25 protein-coding genes are annotated in these 22,765 nt (G+C 67.9%); 10 read left to right on the top strand and 15 right to left on the bottom strand.

Annotated elements, in window-relative coordinates:
* Positions 1-104: 104 nt before the first annotated feature.
* Positions 105-1,658: a FadD7 family fatty acid--CoA ligase gene (locus A5705_RS25895; RefSeq protein WP_068280895.1), complete on the top strand. Its 1,554-nt coding sequence runs from the start codon at positions 105-107 to the stop codon at positions 1,656-1,658.
* Between the two features lie 16 nt (positions 1,659-1,674).
* On the opposite strand, the gene A5705_RS25890 is transcribed toward A5705_RS25895, so the two are convergent.
* Together A5705_RS25890 and A5705_RS25885 are read right to left on the bottom strand one after the other, a co-directional pair.
* On the bottom strand, positions 1,675-3,822 hold the full coding sequence (locus tag A5705_RS25890; RefSeq protein ID WP_067884035.1) for an elongation factor G-like protein EF-G2: 2,148 nt from the start codon (positions 3,820-3,822) through the stop codon (positions 1,675-1,677).
* 133 nt (positions 3,823-3,955) lie between these two features.
* Positions 3,956-4,378 (bottom strand): TIGR03668 family PPOX class F420-dependent oxidoreductase, encoded by a 423-nt coding sequence (locus tag A5705_RS25885; protein WP_067884033.1) that lies wholly within the window; start codon positions 4,376-4,378, stop codon positions 3,956-3,958.
* Positions 4,379-4,409: 31 nt separating this feature from the next.
* Here A5705_RS25885 and A5705_RS25880 point away from each other — a divergent pair, with 31 nt between their 5' ends.
* From A5705_RS25880 to A5705_RS25860, 5 genes are all read left to right on the top strand, one after another.
* Entirely contained in the window at positions 4,410-4,874 is a 465-nt protein-coding gene (locus A5705_RS25880; RefSeq protein WP_067884031.1) for a nuclear transport factor 2 family protein, read from the top strand.
* Between the two features lie 148 nt (positions 4,875-5,022).
* Positions 5,023-6,081 carry a S1C family serine protease gene (locus A5705_RS25875; RefSeq protein ID WP_068280890.1) on the top strand — a complete coding sequence of 353 codons (1,059 nt, stop codon included), beginning with the start codon at positions 5,023-5,025 and terminating at the stop codon, positions 6,079-6,081.
* A 121-nt stretch (positions 6,082-6,202) separates the two neighbouring features.
* The gene (treS, locus tag A5705_RS25870) at positions 6,203-7,972 is read left to right on the top strand and encodes a maltose alpha-D-glucosyltransferase (protein ID WP_067884023.1); all 1,770 of its coding nucleotides are present in this window, start codon (positions 6,203-6,205) and stop codon (positions 7,970-7,972) included.
* Positions 7,969-9,321, top strand: a complete 1,353-nt coding sequence (locus A5705_RS25865) for a phosphotransferase (protein ID WP_068280887.1) — start codon at positions 7,969-7,971, stop codon at positions 9,319-9,321. Before treS ends, A5705_RS25865 begins: the two co-directional genes overlap by 4 nt.
* A gap of 64 nt (positions 9,322-9,385) precedes the next feature.
* Positions 9,386-10,093 carry a YoaK family protein gene (locus A5705_RS25860; protein WP_067884021.1) on the top strand — a complete coding sequence of 236 codons (708 nt, stop codon included), beginning with the start codon at positions 9,386-9,388 and terminating at the stop codon, positions 10,091-10,093.
* A 41-nt stretch (positions 10,094-10,134) separates the two neighbouring features.
* Here the strand turns inward: A5705_RS25860 and ag85C are convergent, their stop codons facing one another.
* The 7 genes from ag85C to A5705_RS25830 form a co-directional block, all read right to left on the bottom strand.
* The gene (gene ag85C / locus A5705_RS25855) at positions 10,135-11,166 is read right to left on the bottom strand and encodes a diacylglycerol acyltransferase/mycolyltransferase Ag85C (RefSeq protein WP_068280886.1); all 1,032 of its coding nucleotides are present in this window, start codon (positions 11,164-11,166) and stop codon (positions 10,135-10,137) included.
* Between the two features lie 204 nt (positions 11,167-11,370).
* Positions 11,371-12,198: an ABC transporter permease gene (locus A5705_RS25850; RefSeq protein WP_067884019.1), complete on the bottom strand. Its 828-nt coding sequence runs from the start codon at positions 12,196-12,198 to the stop codon at positions 11,371-11,373.
* Complete coding sequence (locus A5705_RS25845; protein ID WP_068280881.1) at positions 12,188-13,009, bottom strand: ATP-binding cassette domain-containing protein; 822 nt, start codon at positions 13,007-13,009, stop codon at positions 12,188-12,190. Before A5705_RS25845 ends, A5705_RS25850 begins: the two co-directional genes overlap by 11 nt.
* Positions 13,006-13,464, bottom strand: a complete 459-nt coding sequence (locus A5705_RS25840) for a MarR family winged helix-turn-helix transcriptional regulator (protein WP_067884017.1) — start codon at positions 13,462-13,464, stop codon at positions 13,006-13,008. The genes A5705_RS25845 and A5705_RS25840 overlap by 4 nt, the downstream gene beginning before the upstream one ends.
* Before the next feature lie 56 nt (positions 13,465-13,520).
* Positions 13,521-14,018 (bottom strand): metallophosphoesterase, encoded by a 498-nt coding sequence (locus A5705_RS25835; protein ID WP_067884016.1) that lies wholly within the window; start codon positions 14,016-14,018, stop codon positions 13,521-13,523.
* A 12-nt stretch (positions 14,019-14,030) separates the two neighbouring features.
* On the bottom strand, positions 14,031-14,207 hold the full coding sequence (locus tag A5705_RS28300) for a hypothetical protein (RefSeq protein ID WP_197517085.1): 177 nt from the start codon (positions 14,205-14,207) through the stop codon (positions 14,031-14,033).
* Between the two features lie 136 nt (positions 14,208-14,343).
* Positions 14,344-14,619, bottom strand: a complete 276-nt coding sequence (locus A5705_RS25830) for a hypothetical protein (protein ID WP_067884015.1) — start codon at positions 14,617-14,619, stop codon at positions 14,344-14,346.
* Positions 14,620-14,718: 99 nt separating this feature from the next.
* On the opposite strand from A5705_RS25830, the gene A5705_RS25825 reads away from it, so the two are divergent.
* Positions 14,719-15,174, top strand: a complete 456-nt coding sequence (locus A5705_RS25825; protein ID WP_067884014.1) for a MaoC family dehydratase — start codon at positions 14,719-14,721, stop codon at positions 15,172-15,174.
* A gap of 113 nt (positions 15,175-15,287) precedes the next feature.
* Here the strand turns inward: A5705_RS25825 and A5705_RS25820 are convergent, their stop codons facing one another.
* Together A5705_RS25820 and A5705_RS25815 are read right to left on the bottom strand one after the other, a co-directional pair.
* Positions 15,288-16,583, bottom strand: coding sequence for an acyl-CoA dehydrogenase family protein (locus tag A5705_RS25820; RefSeq protein WP_067884252.1), 1,296 nt, complete (start codon positions 16,581-16,583; stop codon positions 15,288-15,290).
* An 81-nt stretch (positions 16,584-16,664) separates the two neighbouring features.
* On the bottom strand, positions 16,665-17,363 hold the full coding sequence (locus A5705_RS25815) for a GAF and ANTAR domain-containing protein (protein WP_067884008.1): 699 nt from the start codon (positions 17,361-17,363) through the stop codon (positions 16,665-16,667).
* A 176-nt stretch (positions 17,364-17,539) separates the two neighbouring features.
* Between A5705_RS25815 and A5705_RS25810 the strand changes: the two genes are divergently transcribed.
* Positions 17,540-18,436, top strand: coding sequence for a manganese catalase family protein (locus tag A5705_RS25810; RefSeq protein ID WP_067884001.1), 897 nt, complete (start codon positions 17,540-17,542; stop codon positions 18,434-18,436).
* 56 nt (positions 18,437-18,492) lie between these two features.
* Here the strand turns inward: A5705_RS25810 and A5705_RS25805 are convergent, their stop codons facing one another.
* Together A5705_RS25805 and A5705_RS25800 are read right to left on the bottom strand one after the other, a co-directional pair.
* Positions 18,493-19,071 carry a hemerythrin domain-containing protein gene (locus A5705_RS25805; protein ID WP_067883999.1) on the bottom strand — a complete coding sequence of 193 codons (579 nt, stop codon included), beginning with the start codon at positions 19,069-19,071 and terminating at the stop codon, positions 18,493-18,495.
* An 86-nt stretch (positions 19,072-19,157) separates the two neighbouring features.
* On the bottom strand, positions 19,158-20,252 hold the full coding sequence (locus tag A5705_RS25800) for a F420-dependent hydroxymycolic acid dehydrogenase (RefSeq protein ID WP_067883997.1): 1,095 nt from the start codon (positions 20,250-20,252) through the stop codon (positions 19,158-19,160).
* Between the two features lie 52 nt (positions 20,253-20,304).
* Between A5705_RS25800 and A5705_RS25795 the strand changes: the two genes are divergently transcribed.
* The gene (locus A5705_RS25795) at positions 20,305-20,910 is read left to right on the top strand and encodes a GNAT family N-acetyltransferase (RefSeq protein ID WP_068280877.1); all 606 of its coding nucleotides are present in this window, start codon (positions 20,305-20,307) and stop codon (positions 20,908-20,910) included.
* 141 nt (positions 20,911-21,051) lie between these two features.
* On the opposite strand, the gene A5705_RS25790 is transcribed toward A5705_RS25795, so the two are convergent.
* Positions 21,052-21,426, bottom strand: coding sequence for a DUF732 domain-containing protein (locus A5705_RS25790; protein WP_068280874.1), 375 nt, complete (start codon positions 21,424-21,426; stop codon positions 21,052-21,054).
* Positions 21,427-21,641: 215 nt separating this feature from the next.
* On the opposite strand from A5705_RS25790, the gene A5705_RS25785 reads away from it, so the two are divergent.
* On the top strand, positions 21,642-21,998 hold the full coding sequence (locus A5705_RS25785) for a hypothetical protein (RefSeq protein ID WP_067883991.1): 357 nt from the start codon (positions 21,642-21,644) through the stop codon (positions 21,996-21,998).
* Between the two features lie 38 nt (positions 21,999-22,036).
* On the opposite strand, the gene A5705_RS25780 is transcribed toward A5705_RS25785, so the two are convergent.
* Entirely contained in the window at positions 22,037-22,711 is a 675-nt protein-coding gene (locus A5705_RS25780; protein WP_067883989.1) for a TetR family transcriptional regulator, read from the bottom strand.
* Between the last annotated feature and the right edge of the window lie 54 nt (positions 22,712-22,765).

The raw sequence follows: 22,765 nt of genomic DNA, 5'->3' as shown, positions 1-22,765 counted from the left end.
AATAGCCTCCACCTATCGAATGTGAGGGGATCGGTATTGGACGGGCGCCGGGGCGCCGCGGCAAGGTGCCAACAGGACTTTGACAACGACGAAAGGATGGGGCGATGAGGACGAGCGAGCACGTTGTCGCTGATCTGGTCGAGGTGGCGGCGAGCCGGCGCCCGGACGCCCCGGCGCTCGTCGTCACCTCCGATCGCCTCCCGGTGAGCTACCGCGAGCTGGTCGGCCTGGTCGACGACCTGGCGGGCCAGCTGAAGCGGGCCGGTCTGGTGCCGGGCGATCGGGTCGCGCTGCGCGCCGGCAGCAACGCCGAGTTCGTCGTCGGCCTGCTGGCCGCGTCGCGGGCGGAGCTCGTCGCGGTCCCGCTGGACCCGGCCCTGCCGGCCGGCGACCAGCGCGCCCGAACCGAAGCGGTGGGGGCGCGGGCGATGCTGGTCGATGGTGACGGCCCCGGCGATGAGCGGGAGCCGGCCCTGCGCCGGTGGCCGATCGCGGTGACCGCGGGTCGCGGTGCGGGTGCGCCGGCGGTGCACCTCGACACCGCGACGCCGCCGGCGCCGGACGTCGCGACGCCCGAGGGGCTGCGCGACGACGACGCGATGATCATGTTCACCGGCGGGACCACGGGGGTGCCGAAGATGGTCCCGTGGACGCACGACAACCTCGCCAACTCGGTGCGGGCGATCATCGCCGGCTACGGGCTGGGCCCGGACGACGCGACGGTCGCGGTGATGCCGCTGTACCACGGTCACGGCCTGGTCGCCGCCCTGCTGGCGACGCTGGTCTCCGGGGGCACCGTCCTGCTGCCGGCGCGCGGCCGGTTCTCCGCGCACACGTTCTGGGACGACATCGACGCCGTCGGCGCGACCTGGTACACCGCCGTGCCGACGATCCACCAGATCCTGTTGGAGCGCAGCAAGACCGAGCGGTCGGGCAACGACCGGGCCGCGCTGCGGTTCATCCGCAGCTGCAGCGCGCCGCTCACCCCGGAGACGGCCCAGGCGCTGCAAGAGACGTTTTCGGCATCGGTGGTGTGCGCCTTCGGCATGACGGAGGCGACCCATCAGGTGGCGACTACAGGCATCGGCCGAACCGAAAACCCAGCTGCCACGGGCGGTCTCGTCGGCGCGTCGACCGGGCCGGAGATCCGGATCGCGGGACCCGACGGTCGGCCGCTGCCCGCGGACGCCGTCGGGGAGGTCTGGCTGCGCGGGCCCACCGTGGTGCGCGGCTACCTCGGGGACCCGGCGATCACCGCCGCCAACTTCACCGACGGCTGGCTGCGCACCGGTGATCTGGGCTCGCTGACCCCGGCCGCGGACCTGATCATCCGCGGCCGGATCAAGGAACTGATCAACCGGGGTGGCGAGAAGATCTCGCCGGAACGCGTCGAGGGCGTGCTGGCCACCCACCCCAACGTCTTCGAGGTGGCCGTGTACGGGCTGCCGGACAAGTTGTACGGCGAGACGGTGGCCGCGGTCATCGTGCCCAGGGAGGCGCCCGCGCCCACACCGGACGAGCTCGCGGAGTTCTGCCGCGACCGGCTGGCGGCCTTCGAGGTGCCCGCCACCTTCCGGGAGGCCGGCGCGCTGCCGCACACCGCGAAAGGCTCGCTGGACCGCCGGGCCGTGGCCGACCAGTTCGGCCGCAGCGCCTAGGCGGTCCAATCGCTTGTCACGCCGTGGTTTTCACCCTCGCCGCCGCCGTTTCCGGCATGGGCTCGTACCTTACGAAGGAGCGGGTGAAGGACGCGGCCCCGTGCGAGAGCGACCGCAGGTCGATGGCGTAGCGGGTCAGCTCGACCTGAGGCACCTCGGCCCTGACCACCGTGCGTTCGTGGCCGGCGGTGTCGCTGCCGAGCACCCGGCCGCGGCGCCCGGACAGGTCGCCCATCACCGCACCGACGAAGTCGTCGGGCACCAGCACCGAGATCTCGTCGATCGGCTCGAGCAGGGCCACCCTGGTGGCCGCCGCCGCCTCGCGCAGGGCCAGCGCACCCGCGGCCTGGAACGCGAAGTCCGACGAGTCCACGCTGTGGGCCTTGCCGTCGAACAGCGTGACCCGGATGTCGACGACCGGGTAACCGGCGTGCACGCCCTTTTCCATTTGCGCGCGGACGCCCTTCTCCACGCTCGGGATGAACTGGCGCGGCACCGCCCCGCCCACCACCTTGTCGACGAACTCGAATCCCGAACCCTCCGGCAGCGGCTCCACCTCGATGTCGCAGACGGCGTACTGGCCGTGCCCGCCCGACTGCTTGACATGGCGGCCGTGTCCTTTCGCCTTGCCGGCGAACGTTTCTCGCAGCGGTACGCGGAGGTCAACCGTGTCCACGGTGACGCCGTAGCGGTTCGCCAGTGCGTCCAGGACGACACCGGCGTGGGCCTCCCCCATGCACCACAGCACGATCTGGTGCGTTTCCTGGTTCTGCTCGATCCGCAGCGTCGGGTCCTCGGCGGCCAGCCGTCCCAGCCCGACCGACAGCTTGTCCTCGTCGGTCTTGGCATGCGCCTGAATGGCCACCGGCAGCAGCGGCTCCGGCATCGTCCAGGGCTTGAGGACCAGCGGCTCGGCCTTGTCCGACAGGGTGTCGCCCGTTTCGGCGCGGCTCAGCTTGCCGATCGCGCAGATGTCGCCGGCCACCACGGCGGCCGCGGGGCGCTGCTGCTTGCCGAGCGGGAAGGACAGCACCCCGATGCGTTCGTCCTCGTCGTGATCGGGGTGCGAATTCCCGTTCCCGTTGGCCGCGCCGAAGAACGACGCAAAATGGCCCGACACATGAACCGTCGTGTCGGGCCTGATGGTCCCGGAAAAGACCCGGACCAGGCTCACCCTGCCGACGTAGGGGTCCGACGTCGTCTTCACCACCTCCGCGAGCAACGGCGCGTCGGCATCGCACGCCAGCGTCGCGTGCGTGGCACCGTTCGGCGTGAAGACTTCCGGGAGCGGGTGTTCCATCGGGGACGGGAATCCCCGCGTGGCGACCTCCAGCAATTCCAGGGTGCCGACGCCGGTGCCGCTGCACACCGGGATCACCGGGAAGAACGAGCCGCGGGCAACGGCTTTCTCCAGGTCGCCGATGAGCACCGACTCGTCGATCGACTCGCCGCCGAGATAGCGCTCCATCAGCGACTCGTCCTCGGATTCCTCGATGATCCCCTCGATCAGGGTGCCGCGCGCCTCCTCGATGCGCTCGGCGTCCGACGGGTCCGGCTCGAGGACGGTCCGCTTGCCGTCCGTGTACTGGTAGCGCCGCTGCGAAAGCAGGCCGATGAGGCCGTCGGGCGTCGGCAGGTACAGCGGTAACACCTTGTCGCCGAACGCGTTTTGCGCGGCGGCCAACGCCTCCTGGTAGTTCGCCCGCGCGTGGTCGAGCTTGGTGATCACGACGGCCCGTGGCATACCGACCTGGCTGCACTCCTGCCACAGCGACTTGGTCGGCTCGTCGACACCCTCGTTCGCCGCGATCACGAACAGCGCGCAATCGGCGGCGCGCAGGCCGGCCCGCAACTCGCCGACGAAATCGGCGTAGCCGGGCGTGTCCACCAGGTTGATCTTGATGCCGTCGTGCGAAAGGGACGCGACGGCGACGCCCACGGAGCGCTGCTGGCGGATTTCGGCCTCGTCGTAGTCGCAGATCGTGCTGCCGTCGGTGACCGAGCCCGCCCGGGACAGCACGCCGCCGGCGACCAGCAGGGCCTCGACCAAGGTGGTCTTGCCGCCGCTCGACGGGCCCACCAGCACCACATTGCGAACATCGCCCGGACCGTTCGCGGTGGGAGCGGCCCCCGCGCCCTGGGAAGCGTTCGCCTTGTCCGCCATGACTTTCCTCCAGTTCTGCAGCGCCGCGGGGTGCTGTGGCGCGGTGTGTTCTGGGCCACAGGACGCTGTAAGCAACTTTTCCCCCAACGGCCGCCCAACACAAGGCCACGGGCGGGCCACAATTGGGGCCGGGTCAGGCGTGCCAGCCGGCCCAGCGGCGCACCGTGACCGCGATCACCGGGCCGTCCAGCGAAACGGCCTGGTACTGGGGATATTTGGCGCGCAGCAACCGGAACCCGGTGGCAAGAGCGTCGCCGTCGGAATGAATTGCGGCGATGCCGTCGGCGCGGGCCCACCACAACCGCGACCAATCCTCGTCGTAGTGGTCGACGAGCAGGCTGACCTGGGGATTGAGTTCGATGTTGGCCAGCCGCCGCAGCCGCCGCGACGCCTTCGGTTTGGCGTCCACGGCGGTGTACACGACGCCCTGACCGCCGTGCGCCTCGTCGACGGCGAAGACCACCGGGACCAGGTGCGGCGCGCCGTCGGGCGTGGCCGTGGCCAGCCGGGCTATCGGGGACTGTGTGAATCTGACCTTCGGGTCGAATTCGCCCACCTGGTCAGCTTAGGGCCGTACTTTTACTCCCATGCCGGCGGAAACCCAGATCACCAACCTCCTCTACCGCTACGCCGAATGCATCGATGCCGGCGATCTGCCGGGCGCGGCCGCGCTTTTCGAGCACGCCCGCATCCGCATCGGTGGGTCGGACGCCGCGCAGGAAACCGTTGACGCCAATGCGCTGCTGGGCATCTGGAAGTCGCTGATCGTGATACACCCCGACGGGACGCCGCGAACCAAGCATGTGACGACGAACCCGATCATCGAGGTCGACGAGCGGGCCGGCAGCGCGAGCTGCCGTAGCTACTACACGGTGCTGCAGCAGACCGACGAGCTGCCCCTGCAAACCATCGTCACGGGTCGCTACCACGACCGATTCGAGCGGGTCGACGGCGAATGGCGGTTCTCGTACCGCGACCTCACGCTCATCGACATGGTGGGTGACGTCAGCCGGCACCTGACCCATGCGATCACGCCGGCCCGGAGGGCCTGAGCGGGGACCGGCGGCGCAGCGGCCAAACGGGGACTGACCACCATCCCGCATAGCTATCTGCATTACGGTTATACAGATCGAGTTGTGTGTCCCAGACGCGGAGGCTGGGCCGATTCTGGTTCTGAGCGCAAAGCAGGAGGTGACGGGGATGGGCAAATGGCACCACCGCTCAGTCTGGTGGTCATGGTTGGTCAGCGTGCTGGCTGTGATCGGACTGGGCCTGGGCCTGGCCACGGTCCCGGCGTCCGCCGCACCTCCCGGGCCGTCTCACGACCGGCCCATGGCGCCGCTCGACCCCTCGGGCATCGTCGGCAAGGTGGGGCCGCAGGTCGTCGACATCAGCACCAAATTCGGCTACAACAACGCGGTCGGCGCGGGAACCGGGATCGTCATCGACCCGGGCGGCGTCATCCTGACCAACAACCACGTGATCTCGGGTGCCACCGACATCAGCGCGTTCGCCGTCGGCAACGGCCAGACCTATGCCGTCGACGTGATCGGCTATGACAGGAACGCGGATGTCGCGGTCCTGCAGCTGCGCGGTGGCGGTGGCCTGCCCGCGGCCAACATCGGTGGCGGGGTGGCGGTCGGCGACCCCGTCGTCGCGCTGGGCAACGCCGGCGGTCAGGGCGGGACGCCGAGCGCGGTGGCCGGCAAGGTCGTCGCGCTCAACCAGACCGTGTCGGCAACCGACACGCTGACCGGTGCCGAGGAGAACCTGGGCGGGCTGATCCAGGCGGACGCCGCGATCCGGCCGGGTGACTCCGGTGGACCCATGGTCAACCAGGCCGGGCAGGTGATCGGCATGAACACCGCCGCCACCGACAGCTACAAGATGTCCGGCGGTCAGGGCTTCGCCATTCCGATCGGTACGGCGATGGGGGTCGCCGGACAGATCCGGTCCGGCGCCGGCTCGAACACGACGCACATCGGTCCGACGGCCTTCCTCGGCCTGGGCGTCACCGACAACGGCGGCAACGGCGCGCGGGTCGAACGCGTCGTCGGCAGCGGTCCCGCGGCGGCCGCCGGCGTGTCGGCCGGCGACGTCATCGTCGGCGTCGACAACGTCCCGATCACCGGGGCCACCTCGATGACCGACGTGCTCGTCCCGCACCACCCCGGCGACACCATCATGCTGCGCTGGATCGCCAAGGGGGGCGGCGACCGCAGCGGGCCGGTGACGCTGGCGGACGGGCCGCCGGCCTGATATTCGCGCGGATAATGCCCGCCTCGCATCCAACTCCCTTGCGGCACAGCGTGATCCGTCGCACGCCAGCGGTGGTGATTCCCGACGTGCCGCGTCGGGTACACGTGGCATCGTGGAATTGATGAACGACGCACGAGAAGCTGTCGAGCACGATCCAACCGCGGGCAGTCACGTCGAAGACGGTGTGGTCGAGCACCCGGATGCCGAGGATTTCGACAACGCCGCCGCGCTGCCGGCGGACCCGACGTGGTTCAAGCACGCGGTTTTCTACGAGGTCCTGGTCCGCGCGTTCAGTGACGCCAACGCCGACGGGCAGGGCGACCTGCGCGGACTCATGGACCGCCTGGACTACCTGCAGTGGCTCGGGATCGACTGCATCTGGCTGCCCCCGTTCTACGACTCACCGCTGCGCGACGGCGGCTACGACATCCGCGACTTCTACAAGGTGCTGCCCGATTTCGGGACCGTCGAGGACTTCGTCGCCCTCCTCGACGCGGCCCACGAGAGGGGGATCCGGGTGATCACCGACCTGGTGATGAACCACACCTCGGAGTCCCACCCGTGGTTTCAGGAGTCGCGGCACGATCCCGACGGGCCCTATGGCGACTACTACGTCTGGAGCGACACCAGCGAGCGCTACACCGACGCCCGCATCATCTTCGTCGACACCGAGGAGTCGAACTGGACCTTCGACCCGGTCCGGCGCCAGTTCTACTGGCACCGCTTCTTTTCCCACCAGCCCGACCTGAACTACGACAACCCGGCCGTTCAGGAGGCGATGATCGACGTCATCCGCTTCTGGCTCGGGCTGGGCATCGACGGATTTCGCCTCGACGCGGTGCCCTATCTGTTCGAACGTGAGGGCACCAACTGCGAGAACCTCCCCGAGACCCACGCCTTCCTCAAGCGGGTGCGCAAGGTCGTCGACGACGAGTTCCCCGGCCGGGTGCTGCTCGCCGAGGCCAACCAGTGGCCGGGCGACGTGGTCGAGTACTTCGGGGATCCCAGCACCGGCGGCGACGAGTGCCACATGGCGTTCCACTTCCCGTTGATGCCGCGCATCTTCATGGCCGTCCGGCGCGAATCGCGGTTTCCCATCTCGGAGATCCTGGCCCAGACGCCCGCCATCCCCGACATGGCCCAGTGGGGAATCTTTTTGCGCAACCACGACGAGTTGACGCTCGAGATGGTCACCGACGAAGAGCGCGACTACATGTACTCCGAGTACGCCAAGGACCCGCGGATGAAGGCGAACGTCGGCATCCGCCGCCGCCTCGCGCCCCTGCTGGACAACGACCGCAACCAGATCGAGCTGTTCACCGCGCTGCTGCTGTCGCTGCCCGGCTCGCCGGTGCTCTACTACGGCGACGAGATCGGCATGGGCGACGTGATCTGGCTCGGGGACCGCGACGGGGTGCGCACCCCGATGCAGTGGACCCCGGACCGCAACGCCGGGTTTTCCACGGCCAACCCCGGCCGGCTGTTCCTGCCGCCCAGCCAGGACCCCGTCTACGGGTACCAGGCCGTCAACGTGGAGGCGCAGCGCGACACCTCGACGTCCCTGCTGAACTTCACCCGGATGATGCTGGCGGTGCGCGGGCGGCACAAGGCTTTCGCGATCGGAAGGTTTGAGGAGCTGGGCGGGTCTAACCCCTCCGTGCTGGCGTTTGTGCGCCAGGCGGATGGGGACACCGTGCTATGCGTCAACAACCTGTCGCGGTTCCCCCAACCGATCGAACTGAACCTGCAGAACTGGAGCGGCTGCACGCCGGTGGAGCTGACCGGGCACGTGGAATTCCCCCGTGTCGGTCACCTGCCCTACCTGCTGACACTGCCGGGACACGGGTTCTACTGGTTCCAGTTGTCCCCCGCATGTGAGGAGAACTCATGACTGTCCCTTCCGGGAGCCCGGCCAAGCTGCCTTGGTCCGAGTGGCTGCCTCAGCAACGCTGGTACGCCGGACGCAACCGGGAACTGTCACGCGCGGAGGCGGCCGTCGTCGTCCCGCTGCGGGACGGCCTCGACCTGGTGCTCGTTGACGCCGACTATGCCGACGGTTCGTCGGAGCGCTACCAGGTGATCGTCGGGTGGGATTCCGCGCCCGTCTCGGAGTACAGCACCGTGGCCACGATCGGCGCCGCGGACGATCGGACCGGCTTCGACGCCCTCTACGACGTCGACGCCCCGCGGTTCCTGCTGTCCTTGGTCGACTCTTCGGGCGCCCGCGGCGCGTCCGGTGTCGACGTGACGTTCGCCAAGGAACCCGGCGTCGAGCTGCCGCTGGAAGCGATGCCGCACGTCTCCGACGCCGAGCAGAGCAACACCAGCGTGATCTTCGATCGGCGCGCCATCTTCAAGGTGTTCCGCCGCGTCAGCAGCGGCATCAACCCAGACATCGAACTGAACCGGGTGCTCGCGCGGGCGGGCAACCCGCATGTGGCCCGGTTGCTGGGCACCTACGAGATGGCGCTCCCCGACGATGAGGCCTGGCCGCTGGGCATGGTGACCGAGTTCGCGTCGAACGCCGCCGAGGGCTGGGCCATGGCCACCGCCAGCATCCGGGACCTGTTCGCCGAGGGCGACCTGTACGCCTACGAGGTCGGTGGTGACTTCGCCGCCGAGTCCAACCGGCTGGGCGAGGCAGTGGCCTCCGTACACGCGACGTTGGCCGAGTCGCTGGGCACGGCCGAGGTCCCGTTCCCCGCGGACACGGTGCTGGCGCGGCTGTCGTCGACCGTCGCCAAGGTGCCCGAACTCGAGGAGTACGCGGCGACGATCGAAGAACGATTCGGCAAGCTCGCCCGCGAGACGGTCACCGTGCAGCGGGTGCACGGCGACCTGCATCTGGGTCAGGTGTTGCGGACCCCGGAAAGCTGGCTGCTGATCGACTTCGAGGGGGAGCCGGGCCAGCCGCTCGACGAGCGGCGGGCGCCGGATTCACCGTTGCGCGATGTGGCCGGCGTCCTGCGCTCCTTCGAGTACGCCGCCTACGGGCCACTGCTCGATCAGGGCGGCGACAAGCAGCTGGCCGCCCGCGCGCGGGAATGGATCGAGCGCAACTGCGCGGCCTTCTGCGACGGTTACGCGGCCGTGTCCGGGATCGACCCACGCGATTCGGCGCAGCTGCTGGCCGCATACGAACTCGACAAGGCGGTCTACGAGGCCGGTTATGAGGCGCGGCACCGGCCCGGATGGCTGCCGATCCCGTTGCGTTCCATCGCCCGGCTGACCGCCGCTTAGCGCAAACATAGGTAGTACCTATGTGCCGCCTGCGATTTGGGCGGGCGTCTGACAGCATGTTCGTGTGGCGGGCGAAACTTTCAACAGTGAGGCGCGGCTCTCGTGGGTGCTCGCGGTGCTGGCCGGTGTGCTGGGGGCGATCTCGTTCACCCATTCACAGGGATACTTCGTGGTCTTCATGACCGGCAACGCCCAACGCGCGGTCCTGGCGTATTTCACGCACCAACCGTGGCTCGCGGTCAGTGCGGCGGTGCTCATGGTGTCATTCGTGGGCGGCGTGGTGGTCGCCTCGGTGTGCCGGCGGCATTTTTGGGTGAACCATCCGCACGGCCCGACCGTGCTGACGACCATCAGCCTGGCGGTTGCCACCGCCCTGGACGTCATCGACGAAGGCTGGGAGGAGAAGTTCCTGGACTTCGCGCCAATTGTCGTGTTGGCCTTCGCGAACGGAGCGTTGAACACGTCGTTCGTCAAGGACGGCGAAGTGTCGGTTCCGTTGAGCTATGTGACCGGCACGATGGTGAAGATGGGGCAGGGCATCGAACGCCACATCGCCGGCGGCAAGGCGGCGGATTGGCTCGGCTACTTCCTGCTGCTGGCCAGCTTCATCGTGGGCGCCGCGCTCGGCGGCTTCATCGGCGTGGTGGTCAACGGGAGCTGGATGCTGGTGATCGCGACGATCGCGTGCGCGGCTACCACCCTGTACACCTACTTCCACCAGGATCGCCGCGCGTTGTTGAACACCAGGTCAGAAGATGAGCATCGGCAGTAGCGCTGACCGGTGCGCTACTGCCGATGCTGGCTTGGGGCGGTTCAGGCCGCCGGTTGTGCCGGTTGTGCCGGTTGCGCGTTGGCGTTGACGGCGTTGAGCACCTGCAGGATGTCGGGCTTCATGGCGACCAGCTGCTGGTTCCAGTAGGGCCACGAGTGGGTTCCGTTGGCCGGGAAGTTGAAGGTCCCGTTGCGTCCGCCCGCGGCCACGTAGTTGTTCTGGAACTGCTGATTGGTGCGCAGCGTCAGGCCCTCCAGGAACTTCGCCGGCATGTTGTCGCCGCCGAGGTCGCTGGGCGTGCCGTTACCGCAGTAGACCCAGATCCGGGTGTTGTTGGCGACGAGCCGCGGAATCTGCACCATCGGGTCGTTGCGCTTCCACGCCGGGTCGGACGACGGGCCCCACATGCTGTTGGCGTTGTAACCGCCCGCGTCGTTCATCGCCAGGCCGATCAGGGTCGGCCACCAGCCCTCGGACGGGTTGAGGAAGCCCGAAAGCGAAGCGGCGTAGGGGAATTGCTGAGGGTAGTACGCGGCCATGATCAGCGACGAGCCGCCCGACATCGACAGGCCGACCACGGCGTTGCCGAACGGCGACACCTGCTTGTTGGCCTGCAGCCAAGCGGGCATCTCCTGGGTCAGGAACGTCTCCCACTTGTAGGTGTAGTTCTGGCCGTTGCCCGATGACGGCTGGTACCAGTTGCTGTAGAAGCTGGACTGGCCGCCCACGGGCATGATCACCGACAGGCCGGACTGGTAGAACTCCTCGAACGCGGGAGTGTTGATGTCCCAACCGTTGTAGTCGTCCTGGGCCCGCAGGCCGTCCAGCAGGTAGACCGAGTGCGGTCCACCGCCCTGGAACTGGACTTTGATGTTGCGGCCCATCGACGGCGACGGCACCTGTAGGTATTCCACCGGAAGGCCGGGTTTCGAGAACGCCCCCGCGGTGGCCAAGCCGCCGCCGGCGGCGATCAGGCCGGACAACAGGGCAGCCCCCACAGCCGCGATGGCCAGCCGGCGCGGCACACCAGATGCTGCGCCGCGCAACTTCCGCACCTCTTCGAAGAACGACATAGCTCTCTACCCATCCCAACTTTTCATGGCTCGTTCGATGCCGCGCGATTACGGTCGAATCTGTTCGCCAGCGCAGTGAAACACAAGGGGAGGGGGCAATTCGTCTGTCGTGGCCGTGGCGCCAGATCGCGGTTGGCTAACGATTGGGAGTCGGGCCGGAATCGTCACGCCGGGGTCACGAACGGCTCACGAACCGGTTGCGAATCACGCCACCAAGCGCCGCAATAGCGTTGAGGCCGTGACGATTCCGAGCACAGCGGCGATCACCAACACCATCACGTCGGCGGGGTTGAACGGAGTGCCGATCAACAGCGCACGCAGCGCGTCCACCTCGTAGCTGAGCGGGTTGACCTTGCTGAGCGCGTGCAGCCAGGCGGGCATCGCGTCGACCGGGTACAGCGCGTTGGACGCGAAAAACAACGGCATGGTGATGGCCTGCCCGATGCCCATCAGGCGATCGCGGCTGAGGACCAGCCCGGCCAGCGTCATCGACAGGCAGGCGAAGAAGCCGGCGCCGAGCATGACCACGGCCATCGCCGCCAGGACCCGCAGCGGGTTGACGGTCAGGCCGACATCCATCAGGTAGGCCAGCACCATCACGCCGACGACCTGGGCGACCGATCGCACTCCGGCCGCGAACGCCTTGCCGGTGATCAGCGCCGAAGCCGGTGCCGGCGTCACCATGAGCTTGGCCAGCACACCGGCGTCGCGATCCCAAATGATCTGTATCCCATAGAAAATCGCGATGAACAACGCCGACTGGGCGATGATCCCCGGCGCCAGGAAGGCGAGGTAGGACACCGGGCCGGTGTTGATGACGTGCAGCTTGCTGAAGGTCGTGCCGAAGATCAGCAGCCACAGCGCCGGCTGCACCATCCGGGTGATCAGCTCGGTGCGGTCGTGCCGCAGCTTCTGCAGTTCGACGATGGCGAACGCCCCGATGCGCGCCAGGGTCGCCTGGACCCGTTGCCATCCGCGCGGCGCGCGAACCAGGGTGGCCGCGGGGGCTGTGCGGGCGCTGTCAACTGGCACGGCTGGCAACCTTTCTGCTGGAACGGATTTCACGGAAGGACGTGGCGGATTCCGCGTGCTCGGAGAGACCCGATGCGGCGTAGTGGCGGAACACGTCCTCGAGCGTGGCGCCCGGCGACACCCGGGCCTTCAGCTCCGCGGGCGTTCCCACGGCGCGCAGCCGGCCGCGGTGCATCAGCGCGACCCGATCGCACAGCGCGTCGGCCTCTTCCATGTAGTGGGTGGTGAGCAGCACCGTCATGCCGAACTGGGCCTGCATGCTCTGCACCTGCTGCCAGACGCCGTCGCGGGCGATCGGGTCCAGCCCAACGGTCGGTTCGTCGAGCACCAGCAGCGACGGGCGGTTGACCAGCGCCTGGGCCACCTCGAGCCGGCGCACCATGCCGCCGGAATACGCTCCCGCCCGCCGGTCGGCCACGTCGAGCAGCTCCATCGCCTCCAGCGCCTGATCCACCCGCTCTGCGCGGCAGGCGCGCGGTACCCCGTACAGCCGCGCGAACCATTGCACGTTCTGCCGCCCGGTCAACGCCGGTTCGATCGAAAGTTGTTGCGGGACATATCCGATGTTGCTCCGGATGTCGACCGTCTGCTCGCGGGCGTCCATGCCGAAGATGCGCAGTTCGCCCTGCTGCACCGGCGTCAAGGTGGTGAGCATGCGGACCAGCGTCGTCTTCCCGGCGCCGTTGGGCCCGAGCAGGCCCATGGTCTCACCGGGCCGGACGCGCAGCGTCACGCCCTCGACCGCGGTGAACTGGCCGTAGCGGTATGTCAGGTTTCGGCCGTCGATCGCCATCGGCAGTCGTTCGCTCATGATCGCTCCTGCAGTCGTCGGGTCATCGTGTCAAGGACCTCCAATCCCTTTGCCAGGGACTCGATTTCGTCGTCGCCGAGTTCGGCGAGCACTTCGGATATCAGCGCCCGCCGCGCGGCCCGAGACGCGTCGACGAGTTGCTGGGTGGGCTCGGCGAGCCGCAGCCGTCCCACGCGGCGGTCCGTCTCGCCGACAGTGCGGATCAGCAAACCGTTGCCGACCAGCTTGGAGACCAGGGTGGACGCCGTATTGGGCACCAGGCCCAGCTCCGCGGCCGCGACGCTGACGGAGATCCCCGGCCGGCGACCCACGAGCCACAACAGTTCCGCCTGCGCCTCGGACAGGCGGGCGGAATCGAGCCCGCGACCGGCCGACCGGCGCAATTGCCGGCGGAATCTGCCGACGACGCCGAAGACCTCGGTGACCAGATCGGTGCCGGCCTGTACAGCAGCCATATACCTCTGTCTACGAGCTAAATATGTGTGCGGGCTGTGTAGGGCCTAGCTCCCAGCTACTTGTCGAGGAGGTGCAGGACCACGTCGGCCAGCTTCCCGTTCGTGACTTCGGCCGTCATGTAGCTGCAATACGGTTGCCTGCGGCGATCCGTCGGCGAGCCCGGATTGAGCAGCCGCAGGCCGCTTTCCGTCGTCGTGTCCCAGGGGATGTGGCTGTGGCCGAACACCAACACGTCGCTGTCCGGGTAGAGCCGCGACATGCGCGCGTCCCGGCCGGCCGCGGCCCCGGTCTCGTGCGTCACGGTCAGGCGCAGCCCGCCGAGCGTGGCGTCGGCCCGTTCGGGCAGCCGCGCCCGCAATGCCGGTCCGTCGTTGTTTCCCCAGCAGGCGATCAGCTCCGCGGCCCTGGCTTGGAGCCGGTCGAGCAATTCGGGTGATACCCAGTCGCCGGCGTGCACGACGACATCGGCCCTCGCCACCTCGTCCCACACCCGTGCGGGTAGGTCGCGAGCACGGCCGGGGACGTGGGTGTCGGCGATCAGCAGCAGCCTCACACCGTCATCTTGCTACCGCGAGTCGTCCTGACTGCGGGCTTCGGCGCCCGTCTCGCCTGCATCGAAGGAGTCATCCGAGCTCGCCGCGCCCACGTACGAGCCGTCCTCGCCCTCGGCGGCGCGCGATCGGGCCTCGTGCACTTCGGGTTCTACGTCTTCCTCGGCTCTGTGGCCCTTCGGGTCAGCCATTTGGTTCCTTTCATGCGGCTCGCGTGATGACGACGGATTCCCCGGAGGTTCGCCGCCAAACTGCAGGCCCTCCCGTCGATCGCCGAAGTGGAGGGCATTCACAAGTTGCCCGCCGCGATCCTGCCTCCGCTGTCGGTCAGGCGTCTTCGAGGGCATCGCCGAACTGTTGGACGACGCGGCTGTGCTGGTTCTCGGCAAGCGCCTGGCCCGCACCGAGTACCAAGGCCACGGGCCAATCCAGGAGCTGCAAGGCCGCCAGGGCGGCCAGTCCCCCGTAGAACGCGAGGTGATCGGGGGTCGGTATGCGCACGTGTCCGATCACCGGCAGCTTGAGGTCGATCCGTTCGGCGTCGCGGATCCGCTCCGAGGGCCTGCGTGAGTCATCGGTGTTGCGTCCTGTCGCTCCAGGCATGCCATTCCTTCCGTGCGGCTCGCAACGGGGTTCCCCCGACCGTCGTGACGAAACCCGGCCGGGGCTATCGTTGTCACCCGAGTCAAGGAGGACACTTCAATGCGCACCTTCGAGTCAGTAGCCGACCTGGCCGCCGCGGCCGGCGAGACCATCGGGCAAAGCGACTGGGTGACCATCACCCAGGAGGACGTCAACCTGTTCGCCGACGCGACCGGCGATCACCAATGGATCCACGTCGACCCGGAACGGGCCGCCGCCGGTCCGTTCGGCACGACCATCGCCCACGGTTTCATGACCCTGGCGCTGCTGCCGCGGTTGCAGCACGAGATGTACACCGTCAAGGGCATCAAGCTGGCAATCAACTACGGCCTCAACAAGGTTCGCTTCCCCGCCCCGGTGCCGGTCGGCTCCCGGGTGCGCGCGCAGAGCTCGCTGATCAGCGTCGACGATCTCGGCGACGGCGCCGTGCAGGCGACCGTGTCGACGACCGTCGAGATCGAGGGCGCGCCCAAGCCGGCGTGTGTGGCCGAAAGCATCGTCCGCTACATCTCCTGACGCCGGCGGCTCGGCCGCCCGCCGGCAACCGCGAAACATAAAGCATTGCGCCGTTTCCCGGCGTGTCGTCGCAAAGGTTTATGTGTCGCGGCGGCGACCGGCGGGGGAACCGGTCAGAACTCGGCGATCGAGTGTTCCAGGCGTTCGGCCAGCCGGGCCTGCGCCTCGGCGCGCCGCGTCGGGATGTGCTGCGACGGGAAAGGCGTTGCCACGGGCTGGTATTCGCGCAACGTGCGGCGTGCCACCGTCATCTTGTGCAGCTCGGTGGCGCCGTCGGCGATGCCCAGCGATTCGGCGGCGACCATCATCTTGACGAACGGCATCTCGTCGGAGACGCCGAGTGCGCCGTGCAGGTGCATGGCCCGCTGGACGACGTCGTGCAGAACCTGGGGCATGGCGACCTTCACCGCCGCGATGTCGCGGCGCACCTTCTGGTAGTCGTGGTGCTTGTCGATCAACCACGCGGTGCGCAGCACCAGCAGCCGGAACTGCTCGATCTGGATCCAGCTGTCGGCGATCTTCTCCTGGGTCATCTGGAAATCGGCGAGTCGCCCGTGCCTGGTCTTTCGCGACACCGCGCGCTCGCACATCATGTCAAAGGCACTGCGCGCCAAGGCGATTGTGCGCATCGCGTGGTGGATGCGGCCGCCGCCGAGCCGGGTCTGCGCGATCATGAACGCCTGACCCTCGCCGCCCAGCACGTGGTCGGCGGGCACGCGAACGTCGGTGTAGCGGACGTAGCCATGACTGGCACGCTTCGACGATTCGGCTCCCACGCCCACGTTGCGCACGATCTCGATGCCCGGCGTCTCGGCGGGGACGATGAACAGCGACATCTTGTCGTAGGTGCGCGATTCCGGATTGGTGACGGCCATGACGATGAAGAACGACGCGTGCTTGGCGTTGGTGGAAAACCACTTCTCGCCGTTGATCACCCAGTGGTCGCCGTCGCGGGTCGCGGCGGTGACGAACTGACCCGGATCCGAACCGCCCTGCGGCTCGGTCATCGAATAGCACGACGTGATCTCGCCGTCGAGCAGCGGCTGCAGGTAGCGGGCCTTTTGCTCGTCGGTGCCGAACAGCGCGAGGATCTCGGCGTTGCCCGAGTCGGGGGCCTGGCAGCCGAACACCGACGGTGCCCACCGGGAGCGGCCCAGGATCTCGTTGAGCAACGCGAGCTTGACCTGGCCGAAGCCCTGGCCGCCGAGTTCCGGCCGCAGGTGGGCGGCCCACAGCCCCTGATCCTTGACCTGCTGTTGCAACGGCCGCAGGATGCCCATCATCTCGTCGTTCTTTTTGTCATACGGGTCGAGGGCGACGAGATCGAGCGGTTCGAGTTCGTCGGTCATGAATTTTTCGACCCAGTCCAGCTTCGCCTGGTATTCCGGGTCCGTTTCGAAGTCCCACACCGTGGCCAACCATTCCCCGGCGCAGCGTCGCGCCGGTCTCGTTGCTAAAGCCACCCCATCCTAGATGGCGACCGCGGAGGATCAGTTGCCGCTGCGGGTCGCGATGACGCGCTCGGCGATGTCGACGAGCTTCGTCTGGCCCTCCTGCGAAAGAGCCCGCAGCATCTCGAAGGCGCGCACATCGTCCACGCCGTAGCGTTCCATGATGATGCCTTTGGCCTGGCCGATGCGGTCCCTGCTCGACAGCGCCGATTCCATCTGCTCCCCGTGGCGCCCGGCCATGATCGCCGCCGCCGCGTGCGCGGCGAACACCGCTCCGATGGTCTCGGCCTCCGTGTCCCACACGCCGGAGTCGAAGCTGAACAGGTTAAGCGCGCCGGCCGTCCGGTCCGCCGTGTACAGCTTGAACGACAGGCTGCTGAGCACGCCGTGCCGCACGGCCGCCGGCGCGTACCGCGGCCACCGCGGCTCGTCGCGCAGATCATCGGTCCGCACCAGCGTTTGTTTGAGGGCGGCGTCGGAGCAGGGGCCCTCGCCGAATTGGTGCTGGAGTCTGTCGAGCTCGGCCGCGAGGCTGTCGGTATCGGCGATGGATTCGAAGTCGCCGCCCTTTTTCACCAACAGCACCCCGGCGATGTCGGCCGCCGGTATCAGCTGCACCGCCGCGGCGGTCACGTCGGAAAGGAGCTGTTCCAGCGGGCGAGGCGCGGCCATCTCGCGGGAAAGCTCGGCCATGCGCATGGCCAGCGCGTGCGTGGTGTTCGATGCTGAAAGATCCATGAAACCGGATTCTGTTTGATCGGTCAGTGTCTGGTGACCCAGCCCAATCTAGGCATCGATCGAAGTCGCGGCCAAATCGTCGGGGTCGAAAATTTGCTGTGGTCGCCGTTTCGGCACATAGCCCGGGGGTACCCGCCGTCGACCAGGAATATCTCAAAACCCGCCGGGGAGGCCCAATGTTCGTGCACAACAAAGATCTTCAATTCGAGGTCCGGGTCGACCGGCCGGATCCACGCTTTGCAACGCTCCTGCAAGAGCAGTTCGGCGGTGCCAACGGTGAACTCAAGGCCGCCATGCAGTACTTCACCCAGGCGTTCGCCCTGCGCGGGAAAAACCCGAAAATGTATGACCTGTTCATGGACATCGCCACGGAGGAACTCAGCCACCTCGAAATGGTCGGCTCGATGATCACGATGCTGCTCGACGGGCTCAACGACAACCTCAAGATCGCCAACGAGCGGTGCGACTGGATGCCCGCCGTGGCCGGCAGCGACGGCCGCGAGCAGATCATTCATCAGGTGGCGGTCAACCCGCTGTATTTCGCGCTGAACGGCGGCACCCCGGACGTGAGCAACTCCCAGGGGGTGCCGTGGATGGGCTCCTACGTCAACGCCAACGGCGACCCGACGGTGGACCTGCGCAGCAACCTGGCCGCCGAGTCCCGGGCCAAGATCGTCTACGAGTACCTCAAGCAGTTCACCGACGATCCTGGCGTGCAGGACACGTTGACCTTCTTGATGACCCGTGAGGTCACCCATTACCAGCAGTTCACCGCCGCGCTCAACGAACTCCCGGTGAACTTCCCACCGGGTCAGCTACCCGCGGACCCCCGCTTCCAAAACGTGGCGTTCAACATGTCCGACGGCGGCGGCGAGTCGAACCGCGGACCCTGGAACCAGGGGCAGGGGCCGTGGCCCAAGGGCATGGAGTGGGAGTACGTGGAGAAGCCGGAGCAGCAGTGGCTGGGCGGCGCCGCCCGCCGGAACAAGGGCGCCGAGCAGAACCCGTCGGGGTCACCCGCCATCAACGCCGAGAAGCCGTTCACTCACGAACAGCGCAGCCCCACAGGCTGATTGGATGCAAAAGGCCGGGTGTCGATGCTTCGACACCCGGCCTTCGCTTCTTTGCCCTAGTGCACCTGCGGGTCCGGTGGGTTGTCCTTGGCGCGGCCGGTGACGGCGTCACGCACGTGGTCGGCGACCGCCGCGCCCATCCCCACCGTCTTCAGCACGGCCGGGTTGGGCGGGGTGGCCGGGTGCGGCCGGGTCGGCGCCATTTTCTTTGCGGCCTCCAGCTTTTCGCCGATTTTCTCCAGCTCCTCGCGGCTGATCGCGACCTCGACCTGCGGCCACACCACCTCCTGCTCGTAGGCGATGTGTTCGCGGCCCGCTTTCACGAACTCTTGCAGCGCCTCGTGGTAGTCCGGATCACCCGGCTTGCCGTCCTCGAGACGCTGCAGCAGCTTCTTTCCGGCCTGCTCCTGCTCGATCGCCTTGTCGGCGAGCGAGTCGCCGATCGCGTTGCGCACCGCGGGCCAGAAGAACTGTTCCTCGACCGCTTCGTGCTGCGACTCGGCGATGATCAGGTTGTTGACCATCGTCTCCAACCCGCTGCTTTCGGCGCCCGAGCCCGACGGCGCCCCGTCGAGGGTCTCCAGCAAGCCGAGCACACTTTGGTGGTCCTGACGAAGAAAAGTGATCGCGTCCATGCCTTGCCTTCCAGTTGGGCTGTCACTCGAAGTGGCCTGCGGATACCCCGGACAGCGGCGCCGAAACTGACCGTCGCCCAGGTTGTTCAGCGCAGTTTGGGCAACACGTTGATGCGGTAGAAGTTGATGGCGGCCACGGGATCGTCCTGAGGGAAGTGCAGAAACGGCACGGCTCCGGCGTCGAGAACCTTCTGCACGGCGTTGACGTGCGGGGCGGGATCGGTGCCGACCGTCCAGTTGGCCAAGACTTTGTCGATCGGATTCGACTCCGCCGCGTGCTGGATCTCCACCGGATTGGGTTGATCGACGGCCCCGGCGGTGAAGCGCCACAGAGTGGCGGCACGGGCGGCCTGGTTGTTGTCGCCGACGACGGCGAACAATTCGGCGCGCTTGCCGAGGTTGGCGGCGTCGCGTCCGGCGGCCTGCGCCCCTGCGTCGAACGCGGCCAACAACTTCGAATCGGTGACGTCGCGCGCCTGGGTGATCCAACCGTCGCCGTATTGACCCGCCAGTTTCGCGCTCTTGGGCCCGGTGGCGGCCACGAAGATCGGCGGCGGCGTGGCGGGCGTGTCGTAGAGCTTCAACGAGTTCGTCTGAAAGTACCGGCCCGCGAAGGATATTCGTGAACCGCTCCACAATTGCCGGATCAGCTCGATCGCCTCGATCAGCCGGTCGTGGCGCTCGCGGTAGTTGCCGTATGTGTTGGTGGTGGCCTGTTCGTTGAGTCGCTCGCCGGTGCCCAGTCCCAAGAACACCCGTCCCGGACTGAGGAGCGCCAGCGAGGCGAACGCCTGGGCCACCGTGGCGGGGTGGTAGCGGTATGTCGGGCAGGTCACCCCGCTGCCGAATGAGATGCGGCTGGTGGCGTTGCCGACCAGGGCCAGCGTCAGCCACGGAAACATCGAGTGGCCCTCGTCGTCCTGCCACGGCTGAATGTGGTCGCTGGCCCACACGTACTGAAAGCCGCCCTGCTCGGCCGCCTGGGCCTGCGCCACCAGCTGGTCGGTGCGGAATTGCTCGTGCGAGAGCACGACCCCCACACCCTTGCCCGCGGGCGGCGGCGGTCCGGCGGGCCTTTGGCCGGATCCCGATTTGCCGCAGGCCTCAGAAAATCCGACCGGGCCCAGCACACCCGCGCCGGCGGCCATCCGCCCGAACGCACGCCGCGAGATGCCGGTCACGGGCTCAAGATACCCATCTGACGGCCGACCACTCACCCACTAGCCTGACGGGGTGACCCCGCAGGTGCGCCCCGCGCGCAAAGCCGACGTTGGCGAGCTGTCGCGCACCCTGGCCCGGGCGTTTTACGACGACCCCGTCATCATGTGGATCTGCCCCGACGAGCGCACGCGCTCTGGACATGCGGCCCGGATCTTCTCGGCGATGACCCGCCATCACCACCTGGCCGGCGGGGGCGTCGAGGTGGCGTGCGACGGGCCGGGCATCGGTGCGGCGGCGCTGTGGGATCCACCCGGTCGCTGGCGGAATTCTCGCCGGGAGGAGTTGGCGATGATGCCGAGCTTCATCCGGGTGTTCGGGTCGCGTTCGGCGAGGGCGCGCGGGGTGCAGGAACTCATGAAGCGCCTGCATCCCGAGGAGCCGCACTGGTACCTGGCCGTGCTGGGCAGCGACCCCACGGTTCGTGGCCAGGGCTTCGGCCAGGCGCTGATGCGGTCGCGGCTGGACCGCTGCGACGCCGAGTACTGCCCGGCCTATCTCGAGTCGAGCAAGCCCGAGAACGTCCCCTACTACGAGCGTTTCGGCTTCGCGGTGACCCGGGAGATCCGGCTGCCGCACGGCGGCCCACCGATCTGGGCGATGTGGCGTGCGCCGCGGTGAGTACCGCAGGCCGGCGGCAACACGGTAGCCGGGCCGGCTGCCGACACGGTGCGGTTCGCCGCCACAGGGTCAGGAAGCATTCCGCACGCACCCGGCTCGGCGCCGGGCGTTATGCCCACTCGGTCAAAGGCGGAACGGTGCCTAAGAAATCGGCACGTTCTCCGGGCCGCCCACCGGCGCTGGTGCATTTGCGTCGACGACGTATTTGTACTCGGGGCAGTACGCGGCAATCGCCGACCCGGTGAAGAAAGCGCTGTCGGCGTTGGACCAGCCGGTGTTGCTCGCCACGCCGGAAACGACATCGTTGATCGTTTGGCCCGGGTTGGCGTCGAGTTGAGCGCAGACGTAGGTCTTGGCTACGAGGATTGCCTTTTCGAGTGTGCCGTACTGCATCCCGTAGCCATCGAGGGCCTGGATGAAGTAGTCGTCGGCGACGTCGGCCAGGGCCGGCGCCGCAAACCCGATCCCGCCGATCACCGACCCGGCTACGGCGACCTGAGCTGCGCGGAAGAACATGTGCCGAGACCTTCTTCGCTCCGTGAAGTTGCCGGGACGATCGGAGCGTATGCGCCTGCGGGGTTTGTCACATCGGGAACTGCGAAATTCCCGCACTGGTCTGGTGCGTTCGGTCTCGTCAGGACCTGTTTCGCCCGTCGACGCGGACCCGGGTGATGCGGCGGGCGAGGCGTTGACCGCGTTTAATCGCGGGGCGCCGGGGCAACCGTTGGCGTATGGCTAGCGACACAGGCGACTTTCCCGAAGAGGGCGGCCCGGGCGACACCTTGAACGCGAGCGAAGGCACCGACTCCGACGAGCTGCGCAACGATGACGGCGACATCGTCGTCGACCCGCCCGAGGGCTGGAGCGAAGCGGACCGCTTCGGGATGACGGCCCGCGAAGAGCGCGAGGGCGAATCCCTCGACGCCCGTCTGGCCGAGGAGGAGCCGGATGTGTCCGCCGACGCGCCGGCCTGGACCGGCCCGACCGATGACGGTGGTCCGGCGCGCGCTCACCGGGGCCAGATCGACGGCACCCCCGAGGACGGCGACTCGCTGTACGACGTCGTCGACGGGGAGGGCGAAGAATGAGTGTTCGGGTGTTCACTCCCGGCACATAGCGTTCGTCGCTACGGAGTGCTGCGCCAGCCGGCGATCCCGATCGTGATCATCCGCAGCTGCTTGACGGCGGTCCGACGGATGTCTTCCAGTGCCTCGGCGGTCTGCGCGTCCTCGATCGCCTCGGCGATGACGATCATGGAGTTGACGAACAGGGTCGCCAGGATGTTCAGGTCCTCGGTGCTCCACGCATTGAGGCCGGTGAAGCGCGCGAGGTCGGTGGCGAGCTCGGACGTGATCAGGCGCAGCTCGGTGCGGATCGCATAGCGCAGGACGGTGACTCCGCCCGAGCGCTCCCGGTAGATGAACCGCCAGTGCTCGCGGCGATCGGTGATGCTGGCGACGACGATCTCCACCGACGACTCGATCACCCGGTTCGGGTCGAGCTTGCCGGCGCGCGCGCCGCGCAGGGTGTCGCGCAACGTGCGAAAGGATTCGTCGATCAGCACCAGGCCAAGGGCCTCCATCGACTCGAAATGCCGGTAGAAGGCCGCGGGCACGATCCCGACCTCCCGGGTCACCTCCCGCAGGCTCAGGCTGGAAAAGCTGCGGTCCTGCAGCAGCTTGAGCGCCGCGGCGATGATCGCGCGTCGCGTGGCCTCCTTGCGCTCCTCGCGCGACGGGTTCTCGCGGGAGCGCTCGCGGCCCGACCGATGCGGCCGTGAGCTGGGAGCACGGCTGTTCACTGTGTGAACCCTACCACAAACCGGCACAAAACCCTTGACGACCAGGGGTAAGCG

It is taken from the genome of Mycobacterium sp. E787, from assembly GCF_001668725.1.
GTDB lineage: Bacteria > Actinomycetota > Actinomycetes > Mycobacteriales > Mycobacteriaceae > Mycobacterium.
This window is presented reverse-complemented; position numbering and strand designations above follow the sequence as displayed.